The sequence below is a fragment of the Actinomadura fibrosa genome, from assembly GCF_900659615.1.
Taxonomy (GTDB): Bacteria; Actinomycetota; Actinomycetes; order Streptosporangiales; family Streptosporangiaceae; genus Spirillospora; species Spirillospora fibrosa.
The window spans coordinates 1-14,450 of the sequence record NZ_CAACUY010000084.1; the positions used below are offsets into that span (position 1 = coordinate 1).

Genomic DNA, 14,450 nt, shown 5'->3' on the forward strand with positions numbered 1-14,450 from the left:
CCGCCGCCAGCGCGGCCAGGGCCTCGGCGCCGCGGCCCGCGAGCCCCGCGCCCCGTCCGAGGATCCGGTTCATGCCGAGGGTGAGGACGACGGCCGCGTCCAGGGCGATGTCGGCCTCGACGCCGCTGCTCATGCGGAACCTCCGGGGTAGGTCGTGCGGGGACCCGCGCCGGGGGCGCGGGCCTGGCGCCAGCGGTGCAGCCGCACCCCGGCGGCGACGGCGTGGGCGGCCGGCCCGGCGAGCAGGACCAGCAGCCACAGCAGGCTCGCGACGGGCGTCACCGCCGCGAGGAGCAGCAGGACGAGCAGCAGCGGCACGATCCCGGCGATGAGCAGCATCCCGCAGCCGCGCCGCCCGGTGCGCTGCGCGGCACCGGACATCGTCTGGGACGCCTTGGACAGCCCGCGCCCGCCCGCGCCGAGGGCCTTCGACATCCACGACCACGGGCCATAGGGGAGATAGTCCTTGCCCTGCGCGCGCGCCAGCGTCACCTCGGCGCCACACTGCACGGCCCACGCGAGCACGGACAGCACGGCAAGGAACCAGAACGGAACGACTTCCGATTTCTGGAAGCCGCCGACGGAACTCGTGCCGCTGTTGTCGGAGTCGCCGCCGAACAGGGCGCCGACGATCCAGCTCCCGAGGAGCCAGAGCGCGAGCAGCGGGAGCGTCCACAGCACGGCGCGGGTCACCGCGGCGCTCCGTCCCGCGAGCCGCTGCCGCTCCCGCTCCGCCCACTGCGCCCGCAGCGCCTCGTCCCGCTGCGCGGCGGCGTGCCGGTCCCGGTTCCGCGCCTCGACCTCCAGGACGGCCTCGGGCGCGGCCCGCGTCACCGCGAACAGCCGCAGCGGATCGTCGCCCGCCCCGTCCGCCATCCACGCGAACCACGGCACCGGCTCGGCCACCGCCGCACGCGCGTTCGCCGCCGCCTCGGCGAGCAGCCGGTGCGTCTCCGCCGGACGCGCCGCCAGCGCCAGCAGCGTCAGCAGCACCACGGGCGGATCATCAGCGGGGACAGGCGGACCGCCGCCTGCCACGTGCACCGCGGCCCCGTCCGCCCGCGTCCCCGCGTCGGGCAGCCGCGCCGCGAGACCGGGCGGCGTCGCGTCCTGCCCCCGCAGCCAGCCCGCCAGCTCGTTCCACGCCCGCACATGGGCCCGCCACCGGTCATCGATCCGCGCCAGCTCGTGCGCGCCCTCGAACTCCGCCAGCACCGGCAGCAGCCGCTGCTCCCACAGCTCCCGCCCCAGCAGGCACGCGGTGCGGTGGTCGCCGTGCCGGTGGTCGGCGGCCAGCCCCGGCAGGTCACCGGCGGCCATCCGCCTGCCGAGATAGTGCGGCGGCAGCGACGGATCCAGCCACCGCACCAGATGCAGCAGCTTCACGTCCGCGGGCAGGTCCGCCGTGAGATACCGGTCGACGAGGGCGATGCGGCTGTCGTCCGGGACCTCCGCGAGCCAGTCCCGCAGGCTCCGCCACGCCTCACCGGCCTCGCCGCGCCCGAAGAAGTACAGCGCGGCGTGCTCCCAGTCCTCGACCAGCGCCCGCGCCAGCTCGGCCCGGTCACCGTAGCGGCGCCCCCGGAACGGCAGCCCGGTACCCGGCGGGACCGTCGCCGTCCGCGCCTCCTCGGCCACCGGCGGCGAACCCCCGCCCAGCCACTCCCCGACCTGCTCACCCGTCCAGCGGCGGCGCGGATCACGGGTCAGCAGCCCCTGGCACAGCAGCCGCAGCCGCGGATCGGCCACATCGTCCGCCGACACCGGCCGCGTCGCCAGATGGTCCACCACCACGGTCTCGCTCAGCCCCGGGAACGGCGCCCGGCCCGTCGCCATCTCCCGGACGATCATCCCGAGCGACCACCAGTCGCGCGCCGGCGACACCTGCCCCGACAGCGACTCCGGCGCCGCGTACGCCAGCGTCCGCGACGACGACGCGAACACCACGCTCTGGTCGAGCACCTTGCTCAGCCCGAAGTCGGCGATCGCCAGGGCCAGCGGCGCCGTCCCGAGCACGAGCACGTTCTCCGGCTTGAGGTCGCGGTGCACGATCCCCGCCCGGTGCAGCGCCGTCAGCCCGGACGCGAGCTGCGCCGCGACCTCGGCGACCGCGCCCGCCGGGACCGGCCCCGCCATCAGCGCCCGCAGGTTCCCCTCCGGCGCGTACTCCGTCACCTCGTAGTCGCGCCCGTCCGCGTGCCCCGTCTCCAGGATCCGCAGCACGTTCGGCGAGTCGAGCGCCGGCAGCTTCTCCCAGACCTCCCGGTCGGCGCGGTACCCGCGGCGGAAGATCTTCGCCACGTACCGCCCGCCGCCCGCGTCCCCGCGCGGTCGTACCAGCAGCAGGTCGGACTCCGCGCCCTGCACCGGCAGCTCCGCGACCACCTCGTACCGCTCGGCGAGCGCCGCCGGCAGCCGCATCAGCGACTCGCCGGACACCTCCCCGTCCCGCCGGGTCGCGCCCGCTCCGGACGGCGCCGGCCGCGGCCCAGGCACCCCCGGATCGCGCCGCGTCTCCCCGGGGTCCCGCCGCGTCTCGCGCGCGGGGACGCCCCCGCCGCTCCCCGTCCCGTCGACGTCGCCCACCTGCACGTCCCGTCTAGCTCTTGTCCTTGATGACCCGCAGATACTCGACGCCCTTGAAGCGGACCACGACCGCCTCCATGAAGATGCGCGCGAGGATCGCCTCGAAGAACCACACCACGGGCGACGAGCACATGATGATCAGGCCGAGCAGCCAGCCGTTGCGCAGCTGCGCCACCCAGATCCCGATCGCCACCACCGACAGGGCGGACAGGCTGATCAGCAGCAGCGACAGGATGTAGAAGAGCTTGATGAGCTTCGGCGTGACCAGATGGTTGAAGTTGGCGTCGAAGAGGGCGCCGACCAGGCCCTTCTCGGAACGTTCCGCCGTCGGCCATTCCTGGGATGGGTTCTGGGGGCCGAAACCCTGGGGGCCGCCTTGGGGCGGGCCGGACGGGCGGGGGCCGGGGATGTGGCCCGGTGGCTGGTGCGGGGGAGGCGGCGGCCCGTACGGTCCGCCCGGCGGGCCGGGCGCCGGTGGGCGCGGTGAGTTGCCGGGGTCCGATGGGTGCGTCATCGCCGTCGTCTCCAGGGTGGGGCCGCCTACAGGAAGACTCTAGAGCCTGCGGCCGCATCGTGCCGGTAGGCCGCCGCTCGGACGGGATCTGGGCGGGGTCACTTGCAGGGGTTCTTCTGGCCCGCTTTGACGCCGCCGGTGACCTTGAGGGCGGGCGGGGTGAGGCGCGCGCCGTTCTTCCCGATGACGAGCCGCACCCCGTCCTGCGGAGCCTTCGCGTCCGCGGAGAGAAGGGCGTCCGGGACGATCCTCGCCAGCGCGGACGCCTGCGCCTCGGCGGACGGCGCGTACACGATGCGGCTCTCCGGCGCGGCGGCGGTCTTCTCGACCTTCGCCGCGACGTCGAACCCTCGCTTGCCGAGCTGGCGCGCGACCTGGTCGATGAGCTTGCGGTCGCCGCCGCCGTCCACGACGGTCACCTTGACCTTCGCGGGCGCGGGCGGCTGCTGCTCGGGCTTCTGCGGCGCGGGCGGCTCGGCGGGCAGGTCGTTGTCGTACCGGATGGCGTCGAACAGCGGCTTGGCGCGCTTCTGGTCCCACTGGACGCGGTTCGGGTCGGGCGCGTAGCCCTCGACGGGCACCGTCACGAACCGCACCTGTCCGGCGCTCATGCCCTTGAGGCCGTCCGCGAGCTTCCGCATCGTGGACAGGTCGAGGTCGTCGTCGGTCGTCATCGACTTCGTCGCGGCCTTGAGGAACTTGTAGGTCTTGGCGGGGTCGGACAGCACGGACCCGCTCGTGGCCTTGTCGACGACGGACGCCATGAACTTCTGCTGCCGCTCGATGCGTTCGAGGTCGGACCCGTCGCCGAGCGAGTACCGGGCCCGCACGTAGCCGAGGGCCTGCTCGCCCTTGACGGTCTGCTTGCCGGCCTTCAGGTGCAGTTCCGCGCGCGGGTCGTCGACGGGCTTGTCGACGCAGATCTCGACGCCGCCGAGCGTGTCCACCATCCGCTTGAAGCCGGAGAAGTCCACTTGGACGAAGTGGTCGATGTGGATGCCGGTCAGCGACTCCAGCATCTTCCACGTGCACGTCGGACCGGCGTAGGCGAACGCGGAGTTCAGCATCCCGAACTGGGCAGGGACGGTGCCGCCCTTCGCCTTCTTGCACTCGGGGATCTTCACCATGGAGTCGCGCGGGAAGCTGATCCCGATCGCCTGGTCGCGGTTGGGGGACAGGTGCAGCAGGATCGCCGTGTCGGACCTGGCCCCCGTCAGCCCGGCGGCCGCGCCGTAGCGGGCGTTGTCGCCCTCCCGCGTGTCCGACCCGATGAGCAGGATGTTCAGGCTCTTGTTCAGCTTCTTCGGACGGTTGGTCCCGAGCTGGTCGCCGACGTGCTGCTGCTCGATGCCGCCCATCAGGTCGTAGTAGAGGCCCACGGCGCCCGCGCCGGCGATGAGCACCAGGGCCGCGACGGCGATCGCGGTGCGCCGGAGGATCTTCTGCCTCCGGCTGCGCGTCCTGCCTTCTCCGGGAGCCTTGTCGCCGGTCTCGGTCGGCGCGGTTCCCGCCTCGTCGTCCGGAGCGTCTTCGCCGTCCGCGGGCGCGTCCTTCGCCGGGGCTTCCTGCGCGGACGCGTCCTCGGCGGGTGCGTCCTTCGCGGACGCGTCGTCCGTGGGTGCGTCCTTGGCAGGGGGTGCGGCGGTGTCCGCCGCGAGGTCGTCGCGGTCCGGGTCTTCGTCGCTCATCCGGTCCCGTTTCGGCCAGGCCCCGTCCAGGGCGCATGATCTAGGTGACTTGTCAGTTTACGAAGGGTTCGGCGGACATGGTCCGCACGTCCTCTTCGTTGGATGCGCGACGGGCGCGATCTGTTGACATGATCACCGAAGTCGGGATCGGCGGTGGACGGCCTCGACGGCCGCGGCCGTCACTTCACGTGGTTCGCGAGGACCTCGCTGAGGCGCTCGATGGTGAGGGCGGGGGAGGCGGTCAGGTAGAAGTGGCCGCCCTCGAACACGTGCATGGCGAACTCGCCGGTGGTGTGCGTGCTCCACGCCCGCGCCTCGTCCAGCGCGACGTGGGGGTCGGAGTCGCCGACGAAGACGGTGAGCGGGCAGCCGACGGTCGCGCCGAGCTCGCCGCGGTAGGTCTCGATGGCGGTGTAGTCGGCGCGCACCGCCGGGAGGAACAGGCGCAGCAGCTCCTCGTCCTCCAGGAGGCTCGCGTCCGTGCCGCTCAGCGCGCGCAGCTCGGCGATCACGCCGGCGTCGTCGCGGCGGTGCACCGACTCCACCCGCGTCGTGGACGGCGCGCGGCGGCCCGAGACGACCAGCGCGGCGGGCTGCGGGTCCAGCCGCCGGGCGACCTCGAAGGCCAGCGTCGCGCCCATGCTGTGGCCGAAGAAGACCATCGGCGCGTCCGCCCGGGTGCGCAGTGCCGCGGCGGCCCGGTCGGCGAGCACGGCGATGTCGGTGACCGGCGGCTCGGCCCGGCGGTCCTGGCGGCCGGGGTACTGCACCGCCAGCACCTCGACGCGCTTCGCGAGCGCCGGGGAGCGCCGCAGCGCGGTCGAGACGGGGAAGTAGAAGCTCGCCGAGCCGCCGGCGTGCGGGAAGCACACCAGCCGCAGCGCGGCCCCGGGGACGGGGTGGAAGCACCTGAGCCAGGCGTCGGCGGCGGTGTCCCGGCCGGTCGCGACGGTCTCGGTCATGCGGTCTGCTCCTCTGGCCGGCGGCGTCACGCTCCCATCCTGCGGCCGCGGACGGGCCGTCCCAACCCCCTACGGGCCCCTAACCGGGCGTACCGGAACGATCGCACTTTACCTCGCATACCACACGCGCGTCGCAGGGGACGCGCTCTTAATATGGAGTTAACGAATTGCTTCCCGGTCGCGGCCGGCCGGGATTCGCCGGTCCGCGGAACGGCGATCGGCGGCCGTCCCCGCGCCGCGGTATCGGTCGCCAGAGAACGGGACATGATCGACCAGTCCGGCCAAAAGCGGTCTTTCGATCGACCGTCGCGGGGCGACTCCGTTAACATATTAGAGATCATGTTACCGGCTCGATTCGGCCGATCACGTACCGCTTCCGAAGGGGCGCCGACGGGCGGCGGGCACGTGCACATGCACACCGGCGGCCCCGCCGGACGGCCTTCGAGCACGTCGCGCCCGCGTTCCGCACATCACTTCGCGCAGATAACGACTTGACCAAGACGCGATCCCGTCGCGTATCTTCTGAGTGATCGCGTGGCAGGGTCCGCCGTTCTTTGAGAATGTTCCCCGACGTGTGCAGAGGTGCTGGCCGAATGCGGTCAGAGGATACGTGTTGAGCCATGCGTAACATCGGTCGGCCGACGGAGACCACATCGAACGGGGGACGCGGTGTCTTTGATCGAGCGCGAGATTCCGGAGAGTCAGCTCGATGACGTGCTCGCCGAGGCCGCGCGGGGGCAGGGGGCGGTCGCCGTCCTCGGCGGGCCGCCCGCCACGGGGAAGACCGCGCTGCTGTGGCGGCTGGCCGAACGCGCGGCCGCGGCGGGGGCCGTGGTCCTGAGCGCGACGGGCTCCGGCGAGGAGCACGGCCGTCCGTACGGCACGCTCGGCCAGCTCTTCCCCGACGCCGGGACCGCCTGGCGCGACCCGGCGCGGGCGCTGCACGCCGCCGTGACGGACCTCGCGGCCCGCGCCACGGTGCTCATCATCGTGGACGACCTCCAGCACACCGACGAGGAGTCGCTGCGCTGCCTGCGGTACCTGACGCACCGCATCACCTCCGACCGGGTCGCCGTCGTCATGGCGTGGGAGAACCGGCTCGGGCAGGAGCAGTCGCCGACCCTCCAGGAGCTCGTCTACCGCCCGAACGTGCGGTGGCTGCACCTGCGGCCGCTGTCCCAGGACGGCGTGCGCCGCCTCGTCGCCGAGCGCCACGGCCCCGCGGGCGCCGCGGCGAAGGCCGCCGCCTACCACGCGCTCACCGGCGGCAACCCGCTGCTGACCGCCGCCCTGCTCCGCGACAACACCCCCGCCGCCGGCACCGCACGGCCCGCCGAAAAGGCCCAGGGGAGTGTTGTCAGGAAGGCCCAGCGGGGTGCCGAGGCTAAAGAGGGCAGCGGCAGCGGTGCGGCGGCCGGGGAGGTGGTCGGCGCCGGTCCCGCCTATGCGCAGGCGGTGCTGGTCTGCCTCCACCGCATGGGCCCGGAGGTCACGCGCATCGCCCGCAACGTCGCGCTGCTGGACGACCCCGTCGACCCGCACCTGCTGGCCCGCCTCACCGGTGCCGGCGGCGGGCTGGTCCGGCGCACCGTCCGGCATCTCACCGAGGCCGGTCTGCTGGACGGGCCGCGGTTCCGGCATCCCGCCGCGCGCCAGGCGATCCTCGAAGGACTGCACGCGAAGGACGAGGCCGAGCTCCGCCGCCGGGCCGCGCGCCTGCTCCACGACGAGGGCGCGCCCGCCGGGACCGTGGCCCGGCAGCTCCTGCACGCCGGGCCGCTCAAAGAGGACTGGGTGCCGCCCGTCCTGGAGGAGGCCGCCCGCCAGGCCCTCCACCGCGGCGACGTCGCCTGCGCGGTGCGCTGCCTCAGGATCGCCAGCGAGTCCTGCACGGTCGAGACGGAGCGCTACTCCCTCAAGGCGAAGCTCGCCGCCGTCCACTGGCTGGTGCGCCCGGCGACGTCCGCCCCGGCGTTCACGGCGCTGAAGGCACCGATCATGGCGGGGAAGGTCAGGCCCGACTGCGCGCTGGAGGTCGCCCAGGCGATGCTCTGGTACCTCCGCTTCGACGACGCCGCCGACGTGATCGGCCGGGTCGGCGAGCCCCGCGCCGGTGACCCCGGCACCGCCGTCATGGCGGGCATCACCCGCCTGACCGTGGAGACCATGTTCCCCGGCGTCGGCACCGGCCCGCGCACCGCGCCCGCCGCGGACGCCGAGCGCCCGCCGCCGATGGCCGCGCCGGAGCTGAGGGCGCTGGAGACCCTGTCCGCCGTGCTGCGGCAGTCCGCCGACGACCAGGTCATCGCCCAGGCCGAGCAGGTCCTCCAGGGCAGCCACTGCAACGTCGGCTCGCTCATGGCGATCGGCCCGTCCCTGCTCAGCCTCATCTACGCCGACCGGCTGGAGTCGGCCGCCGCCTGGTGCGACCGCTTCCTCGCCGACACGGGCACCCCCGACGGCTCCGACGGCGAGGACGGCGCGTGGCAGACCTTCCTCGGCGGGTTCAGCGCCCTGGTCGCCCTGCGCACGGGCCACCTGGACGCGGCCGTCGAGCGCGCCGGCCGCGTCCTCGACCGGATCGGCCGGCACGGCTGGAACGCCACCACCGTCCTCGCCCTGGCGACGCAGGCCGAGGCGTACACCGCCCTCGGCGACCACGCCGCCGCGGCCGGGCTGTTCGCCGAGCCCGTCCCCGTCGAGGTGTTCAGCACCACCGCGGGCCTCCACTACCTGTACGCCCGCGGCCGCCACCATCTCGCGAACGAGCGCGAGCACGCCGCCCTCGCCGACTTCATGGCCTGCGGCGAGCACATGCTGCACTGGGACATCGACACCCCGTCCCTCGTGCCATGGCGGACCGCCGCCGCCGAGGCCCGGCTCCGGCTCGGCGAACACGACGGCGCCGCCGACCTCGCCGCCGAGCAGCTCGGCGGGTTCCGGGCGGAGCTGCCCCGCGCCCGCGGCATGACGCTGCGCTGCCTGGCCGCCGCCAGCCCGCCCGAGCGGCGCCCGGGGATCCTGGAGAGCGCGCTCCGGCCGCTGGAGCGCTCCGGCGCCCGCTACGAGCTGGCCCAGGCGCTGACCGACCTCGGCGCGGCCTACCACGAACTCGGCGACCGGCCCCGCGCGCAGGCCGCGACACGGCGGGCCCGGCGGCTCGCCAAGAGCTGCAACGCCCGGGACCTCTACGAGGAGGCGCCCGCCCCCCACGCCCCTGTGGTGCGCGCCACCGGCGGCGGCAGGGTCATCCCGATCCACCACAGCGACGCCTACGGCGACCTCAGCGACTCCGAGCGCCGCGTCGCGCTGCTCGCCGTCCAGGGGTTCAGCAACCGCGAGATCGCCGGGAAGCTGTTCGTCACGGTCAGCACCGTCGAGCAGCACCTGACCCGCGTCTACCGCAAGATGAAGGTCCGCAACCGCGCGGAGCTCCCCACGGTCCTCCGCCTGGAGGACGTCGAGGCCGTCTGACCCCGCCGACCCCGCCGACCCTCCGAACCCCGCGGACCCCGCCCCGCCGAGCCCCTGCCCGACCCCGACGGGCCAGGGGCTTCGTCGCGTCCGGGCCGCTCCGGGCCGCTCCGGGCGGGCGGCCCACGTTAGGGGCGGCTTAGGGGTTGGGGTGCTTTAGCGCCCTCCGTAGCGTGAAGCGCGAACACGGCGCAGTGTCGCATTCGGTGAATTATCGGACCGGGGTGGCTTTCGGTGGGCAACGAGGACAGGCTTCTTGATTACCTCAAACGCGCGACGACGGATCTGCGCGCCGCCCGGAAGCGCATCGCCGAATTCGAGCGGCGCGACCGCGAGCCGATCGCCATCGTGGCCATGGCCTGCCGCTATCCCGGCGGCGTGGACTCGCCCGAAGCGCTCTGGCGGCTCGTCGACCAGGGCGTCGACGCCGTTTCCGGCTTTCCGTCCGATCGCGGCTGGAATGTCGACGGCGTTTACGATCCCGAGCCCGGGAAGCCCGGCAAAAGCGCGGCCCGCGAGGGAGGCTTCCTCTACGACGCCGGCGATTTCGACGCCGGATTCTTCGGCATCAGCCCCCGCGAGGCCATCGAGACCGACCCCCAGCAGCGGCTCCTGCTGGAGACTGCATGGGAGGCCCTGGAAAGGGCGGGAATCGACCCGGCGTCCCTGAAGGGCAGCCCGACCGGTGTCTTCGCCGGCGTGATGTACCACGACTACGCGAACGGCAGCAACGCCGGCAGCATCGTCTCGGGCCGCGTCGCCTACACCCTCGGTCTGGAAGGCCCGGCGGTGTCGGTCGACACGGCCTGCTCATCGTCGCTGGTCGCCCTGCACACGGCCGTCCACGCGCTCCGCTCCGGCGACTGCACCCTCGCCCTCGCCGGTGGCGTCACCGTCATGACCACGCCCGACATGTTCGTCTACTTCAGCGAGCAGCGCGGCCTTGCCGCGGACGGCCGCTGTAAGTCCTTCTCCGCGGCGGCCGACGGCGTCGGCTGCTCCGAGGGCGCCGGGATCCTGCTCCTGGAGCGGCTGTCGGACGCGCGCCGCAACGGCCACCCGGTCCTGGCGGTGGTGCGGGGGAGCGCGCTCAATCAGGACGGCGCGTCCAATGGCCTGACCGCGCCGAACGGTCCGGCACAGAGGCGGGTGATCCGGCAGGCGCTGGCGAATGCTGGTCTGACGACGTCCGATGTGGACGCGGTCGAGGCGCACGGTACCGGGACGACGCTGGGCGACCCGATCGAGGCTCAGGCGCTGCTCGCGACGTATGGGCAGGGGCGTGAGGAGCCGCTGTGGCTCGGGTCGATCAAGTCGAACATGGGCCACACGCAGGCCGCCGCAGGCGTGGCGGGGATCATCAAGGTGATCGAGGCGATGCGGCACGGCGTCCTGCCGAAGACGTTGCACGTGGACGAGCCGTCGCCGCAGGTGGATTGGGACGCCGGAGCCGTCCGGCTGCTGACCGAGGCGCGCGAGTGGCCGCGTGGTGATCGTCCGCGCCGGGCGGGTGTCTCGTCGTTCGGGATCAGCGGGACCAACGCCCACGTCATCATCGAAGAGGCCGAGCCGGTCGAGGACGAGCCGGAAGAGCGCCGCGACCTGCCCGCCGCACCGATCGTGGTGTCGGCCAAGTCCTCCGAGGCGCTCCAGGCCCAGGTCGAGCGGATGTCGGCGTTCGCCAGCGAACACGACCGGCTCGACGTCGCCTTCTCGGCGGCGACGGGTCGTGCGGCGTTGGAGCACCGCGCCGTGCTGGTCGGGTCCGAGGTCGTGTCGGGCTCGGTGAGCGATGGCAAGTTGGCGTTTCTGTTCACGGGGCAGGGCAGCCAGCGGGTCGGCATGGACCGGGAGCTGTATGAGACCTTCCCGATGTTCGCGGCGGCGTTCGACGAGGTCTGCGACGCGCTCGACATACCGCTCAAGGACGTGGTCTGGGGCGACGGAGAGGCGCTGAACCGCACGGAGTTCACCCAGCCCGCCATCTTCGCGCTGGAAGTCGCCCTGTTCCGTCTCGTCGAGTCGTGGGGCGTCCGACCTGACTTCCTCGCCGGTCACTCGATCGGCGAGTTGGCCGCCGCGCATGTCGCCGGGGTCTTCAGCTTGGAGGATGCGGCTCGGCTGATCACGGCTCGGGCTCGGTTGATGCAGGCGCTTCCGTCCGGTGGAGCGATGGTCGCGATCCAGGCCACCGAGGACGAGGTCGTCCCACATCTCACTGATCAGGTCGGGATCGCCGCCGTCAACAGCCCGACCTCCATCGTGATCTCCGGCACCGAAGAGGCCGTAACAGCGGTCGCCGCGCACTTCGCTGACCGCAAGACGACCCGGTTGAAGGTCTCGCACGCGTTCCATTCGCCGCTGATGGATCCGATGTTGGAGGACTTCCGCAAGGTCGCCGAGACGGTCAGCTATAGCGAGCCGACGATCCGCCTGACCAAGGACGTCGCCTCGGCCGACTACTGGGTCCGGCACGTGCGTGAGGCCGTCCGGTTCGCTGACGACGTCCGGTATCTCGACAAGGAAGGCGTCACCCGCTTCCTGGAGATCGGCCCGGATGGCGTTCTGACCGCGATGGCGCAGCAGACCGCCGATGGCACGATGGCCGCCACGCTGCGCCGCGACCGCTCCGAAGCCGAGAGCCTGTTCATCGGCATCGGGCAGCTCTATGCAGCGGGCGTCCCGGTCGACTGGAGGGTGGTCTTCGAGGGACGCGGCGCGCGGCGGGTCGATCTGCCCACCTACCCCTTCCAGCGCAAGCGGTACTGGCTGATGGAGCAGCCGAAGGCCGCGGCCGGTGCGGACGCGGTCGAGCATCCGGTCCTGACGACGATGGTGGATCTCCCCGAGGACGGCGGGGCCGTGTTCACCGGACGGCTCTCCCTCGATTCCCATCCCTGGCTGGCCGAGCATGATGCTTTCGGCGCGGTCGTGGTGCCGGGGGAGGCGCTGCTAGAGCTGGCCCTGTTCGCCGCCGAACGGACGGAGCGGAGCGGTGTCGAGCGATTCGACATAGAGACACCGCTGGTGCTGAGCGACGCCGAGCCCGACTCGGGAGCCGAGAGCGTGACGCTGCGCGTCATGGCCGGTGGGGACGGTGCCGTCACCCTCCACGCGCGGCGCGACGGGCAGGCCGACTGGGTACGGCATGCCGTCGGCGTCCTGGGCGATGCGAGTGCCGAAGCGGCCGATGCCTCGTGGACGCGCGACGACGAGACGTATGCCGCCTTCCTGGAAGCGGCCGCCCCCGCAAGCGACGGACCGGCGTTCGCCCACGAGTGGCGCGGCGTCCGCGTCCATGTCGGCGCGGACGGGCGTCCGATGGTCGAGGCCGAGTCGGTCGGGACGCGCACGATCTCCGCAAGCGAGCTGCGCGCCCACACCGGTGGCCGCGACTCGCTCTTCCACATCGACTGGATCCCGGCGCCCGCGTCCTCCGGAGATGTTCCGGCTCGGGTGTACGAGTGCCCGGCGGTCGAGAACGCGGCTCCGGAGAACTTCCGGACGGTCGCCCATCAGGTGTTGTCAGTCGTCCAGGAATGGCTGTCCGATGAGGAGCATGCCGAGTCCAGGCTCGCGGTCGTCACGCGCGGGGCGACGGACGGGCAGGACCTCGCGCACGCGGCGGTCTGGGGTCTGGTGCGCGCGGCGGAGGCGGAGCACCCCGGCCGGTTCCTCCTCATTGACCTGCCCCTGGACGGTGCCGAGGCGCCCGAGGAGGCGTTGCGGCTCGGCGAGTCCGAGGCCGCGGTCCGCGATGGCGAGGTCCGGGTGCCGAGGCTGGCGCGCGTCCCGTCCGTGGACGGTGCCGACACGACCCAAGACGGCACCCCGCAGTGGAGCCCGGACGGCACCGTTCTGATCACCGGCGGGACGAGCGGGCTCGGCGCGCTGACCGCCCGCCATCTGGCCGCCGCGCACGGCGTCCGGCGGCTGCTGCTCACGAGTCGGCGCGGGCTGGGCGCGCCGGGGGCCGCGGAGCTGGTGGAGGAGCTGGCCGGGCTCGGCGCCGAGGCCGAGGTGGCCGCCTGCGACGTCGCTGACCGGGACGCGCTCGCCGCGCTGCTGGACGGGCGGTCGCTGACCGGTGTCGTGCACGCGGCGGGCGTCCTGGACGACGCGCTGGTCGGGGCGCTGACGCCCGAGCGGCTGGACGCGGTCATGCGGCCGAAGACGGACGCCGCCTGGCATCTCCACGAGCTGACCATGGGCCATCCGCTGACGGCGTTCGTGCTGTACTCGTCGGTCGCGGGCACGCTCGGCGGGGCCGGGCAGGGCAACTACGCGGCCGCGAACGCGTGGCTGGACGCGCTCGCCGGGTACCGCGCCGCGCGGGGACTTCCCGGGCTGTCGCTGGGGTGGGGGCCGTGGACCGAGGTCGGCGGGATGGCCGACCGGATGGACGACGCCGAGGTGCGCCGGCTACGGCGGTCCGGCATGCCGCCGCTGGCGCCGGACGAGGGGCTGGCGCTGCTGGACGCGGCGACCGTGCCCGGCCGTCCGGCGGCGACGGTGCCGGTCCGTCTAAACCTGGCGGCGATGCGGGCGCAGGCTGAGCTGGGCATGGTGCCCGCGATGCTGAGCGGGCTCGTCCGGGCTCGGGGCGGCGGGGCGGCGTCCGGTGGGGTGTCGTGGGAGCGGCGGCTGGCCGGGCTGACCGAGGCGGAGCGCGGGCGGCTGCTGCTGGAGCTGGTGCGCGGACGGGTCGCGCAGGTCCTCGGGCATGACGGGGCCGCGGCGGTCGAGCCGGACCGGGCGTTCAACGAGATGGGCTTCACGTCGCTGGCCGCCGTGGAGCTGCGCAACGCGCTGAATGCCGAGACGGGGCTGCGGCTGCCCGCGACGCTGGTCTTCGACCATCCGACGGCCCGGGCCGTCGCCGCGCACCTCGACGAGGAGCTGCGTCCGGACGAGGGCGACCGGGCGGCGCCGCTGCTCGCCGAGCTGGACCGGCTGGAGGGCGCCCTCGCGGACCTCGCGCCGGACGACGACGCTCGCGCCAGGGTCACCGCGCGGCTGGAGGCCGTCCTGCGGCGGACCCGGGACGCGCTGGACGGCGCGGCGGAGGTCGGGGAGCCCGCCGCCGACTTCGCGTCCGCCACCGACAGCGAGCTGTTCGACGCGTTGGACAAGGAGCTCGGGATCGCCTGACGGACGCGCGTCCCGGCCCGCCACCACAGCCACTGGTCCCTGAGCCCTCCGGACTCGGACCGTCCCGACTCTTGA

6 protein-coding genes are annotated in these 14,450 nt (G+C 73.5%); 2 read left to right on the forward strand and 4 right to left on the reverse strand.

Features of this window, described 5'->3' with window-relative positions; genetic code table 11:
* Window positions 1-129 precede the first annotated feature (129 nt).
* From E1300_RS25605 to E1300_RS25620, 4 genes are all read right to left on the reverse strand, one after another.
* The gene (locus E1300_RS25605) at window positions 130-2,586 is read right to left on the reverse strand and encodes a serine/threonine-protein kinase (RefSeq protein ID WP_131759616.1); all 2,457 of its coding nucleotides are present in this window, start codon (window positions 2,584-2,586) and stop codon (window positions 130-132) included.
* A 13-nt stretch (window positions 2,587-2,599) separates the two neighbouring features.
* The gene (locus tag E1300_RS25610) at window positions 2,600-3,100 is read right to left on the reverse strand and encodes a DUF4282 domain-containing protein (protein WP_131759617.1); all 501 of its coding nucleotides are present in this window, start codon (window positions 3,098-3,100) and stop codon (window positions 2,600-2,602) included.
* Window positions 3,101-3,198: 98 nt separating this feature from the next.
* Window positions 3,199-4,788 (reverse strand): LCP family protein, encoded by a 1,590-nt coding sequence (locus E1300_RS25615; protein ID WP_131759618.1) that lies wholly within the window; start codon window positions 4,786-4,788, stop codon window positions 3,199-3,201.
* Window positions 4,789-4,967: 179 nt separating this feature from the next.
* Window positions 4,968-5,750, reverse strand: a complete 783-nt coding sequence (locus tag E1300_RS25620; RefSeq protein ID WP_131759619.1) for a thioesterase II family protein — start codon at window positions 5,748-5,750, stop codon at window positions 4,968-4,970.
* A gap of 669 nt (window positions 5,751-6,419) precedes the next feature.
* Between E1300_RS25620 and E1300_RS25625 the strand changes: the two genes are divergently transcribed.
* Complete coding sequence (locus E1300_RS25625; RefSeq protein WP_165502990.1) at window positions 6,420-9,224, forward strand: helix-turn-helix transcriptional regulator; 2,805 nt, start codon at window positions 6,420-6,422, stop codon at window positions 9,222-9,224.
* A 234-nt stretch (window positions 9,225-9,458) separates the two neighbouring features.
* Window positions 9,459-14,375, forward strand: coding sequence for a type I polyketide synthase (locus E1300_RS25630; RefSeq protein WP_131759621.1), 4,917 nt, complete (start codon window positions 9,459-9,461; stop codon window positions 14,373-14,375).
* The last annotated feature ends 75 nt before the right edge of the window (window positions 14,376-14,450 follow it).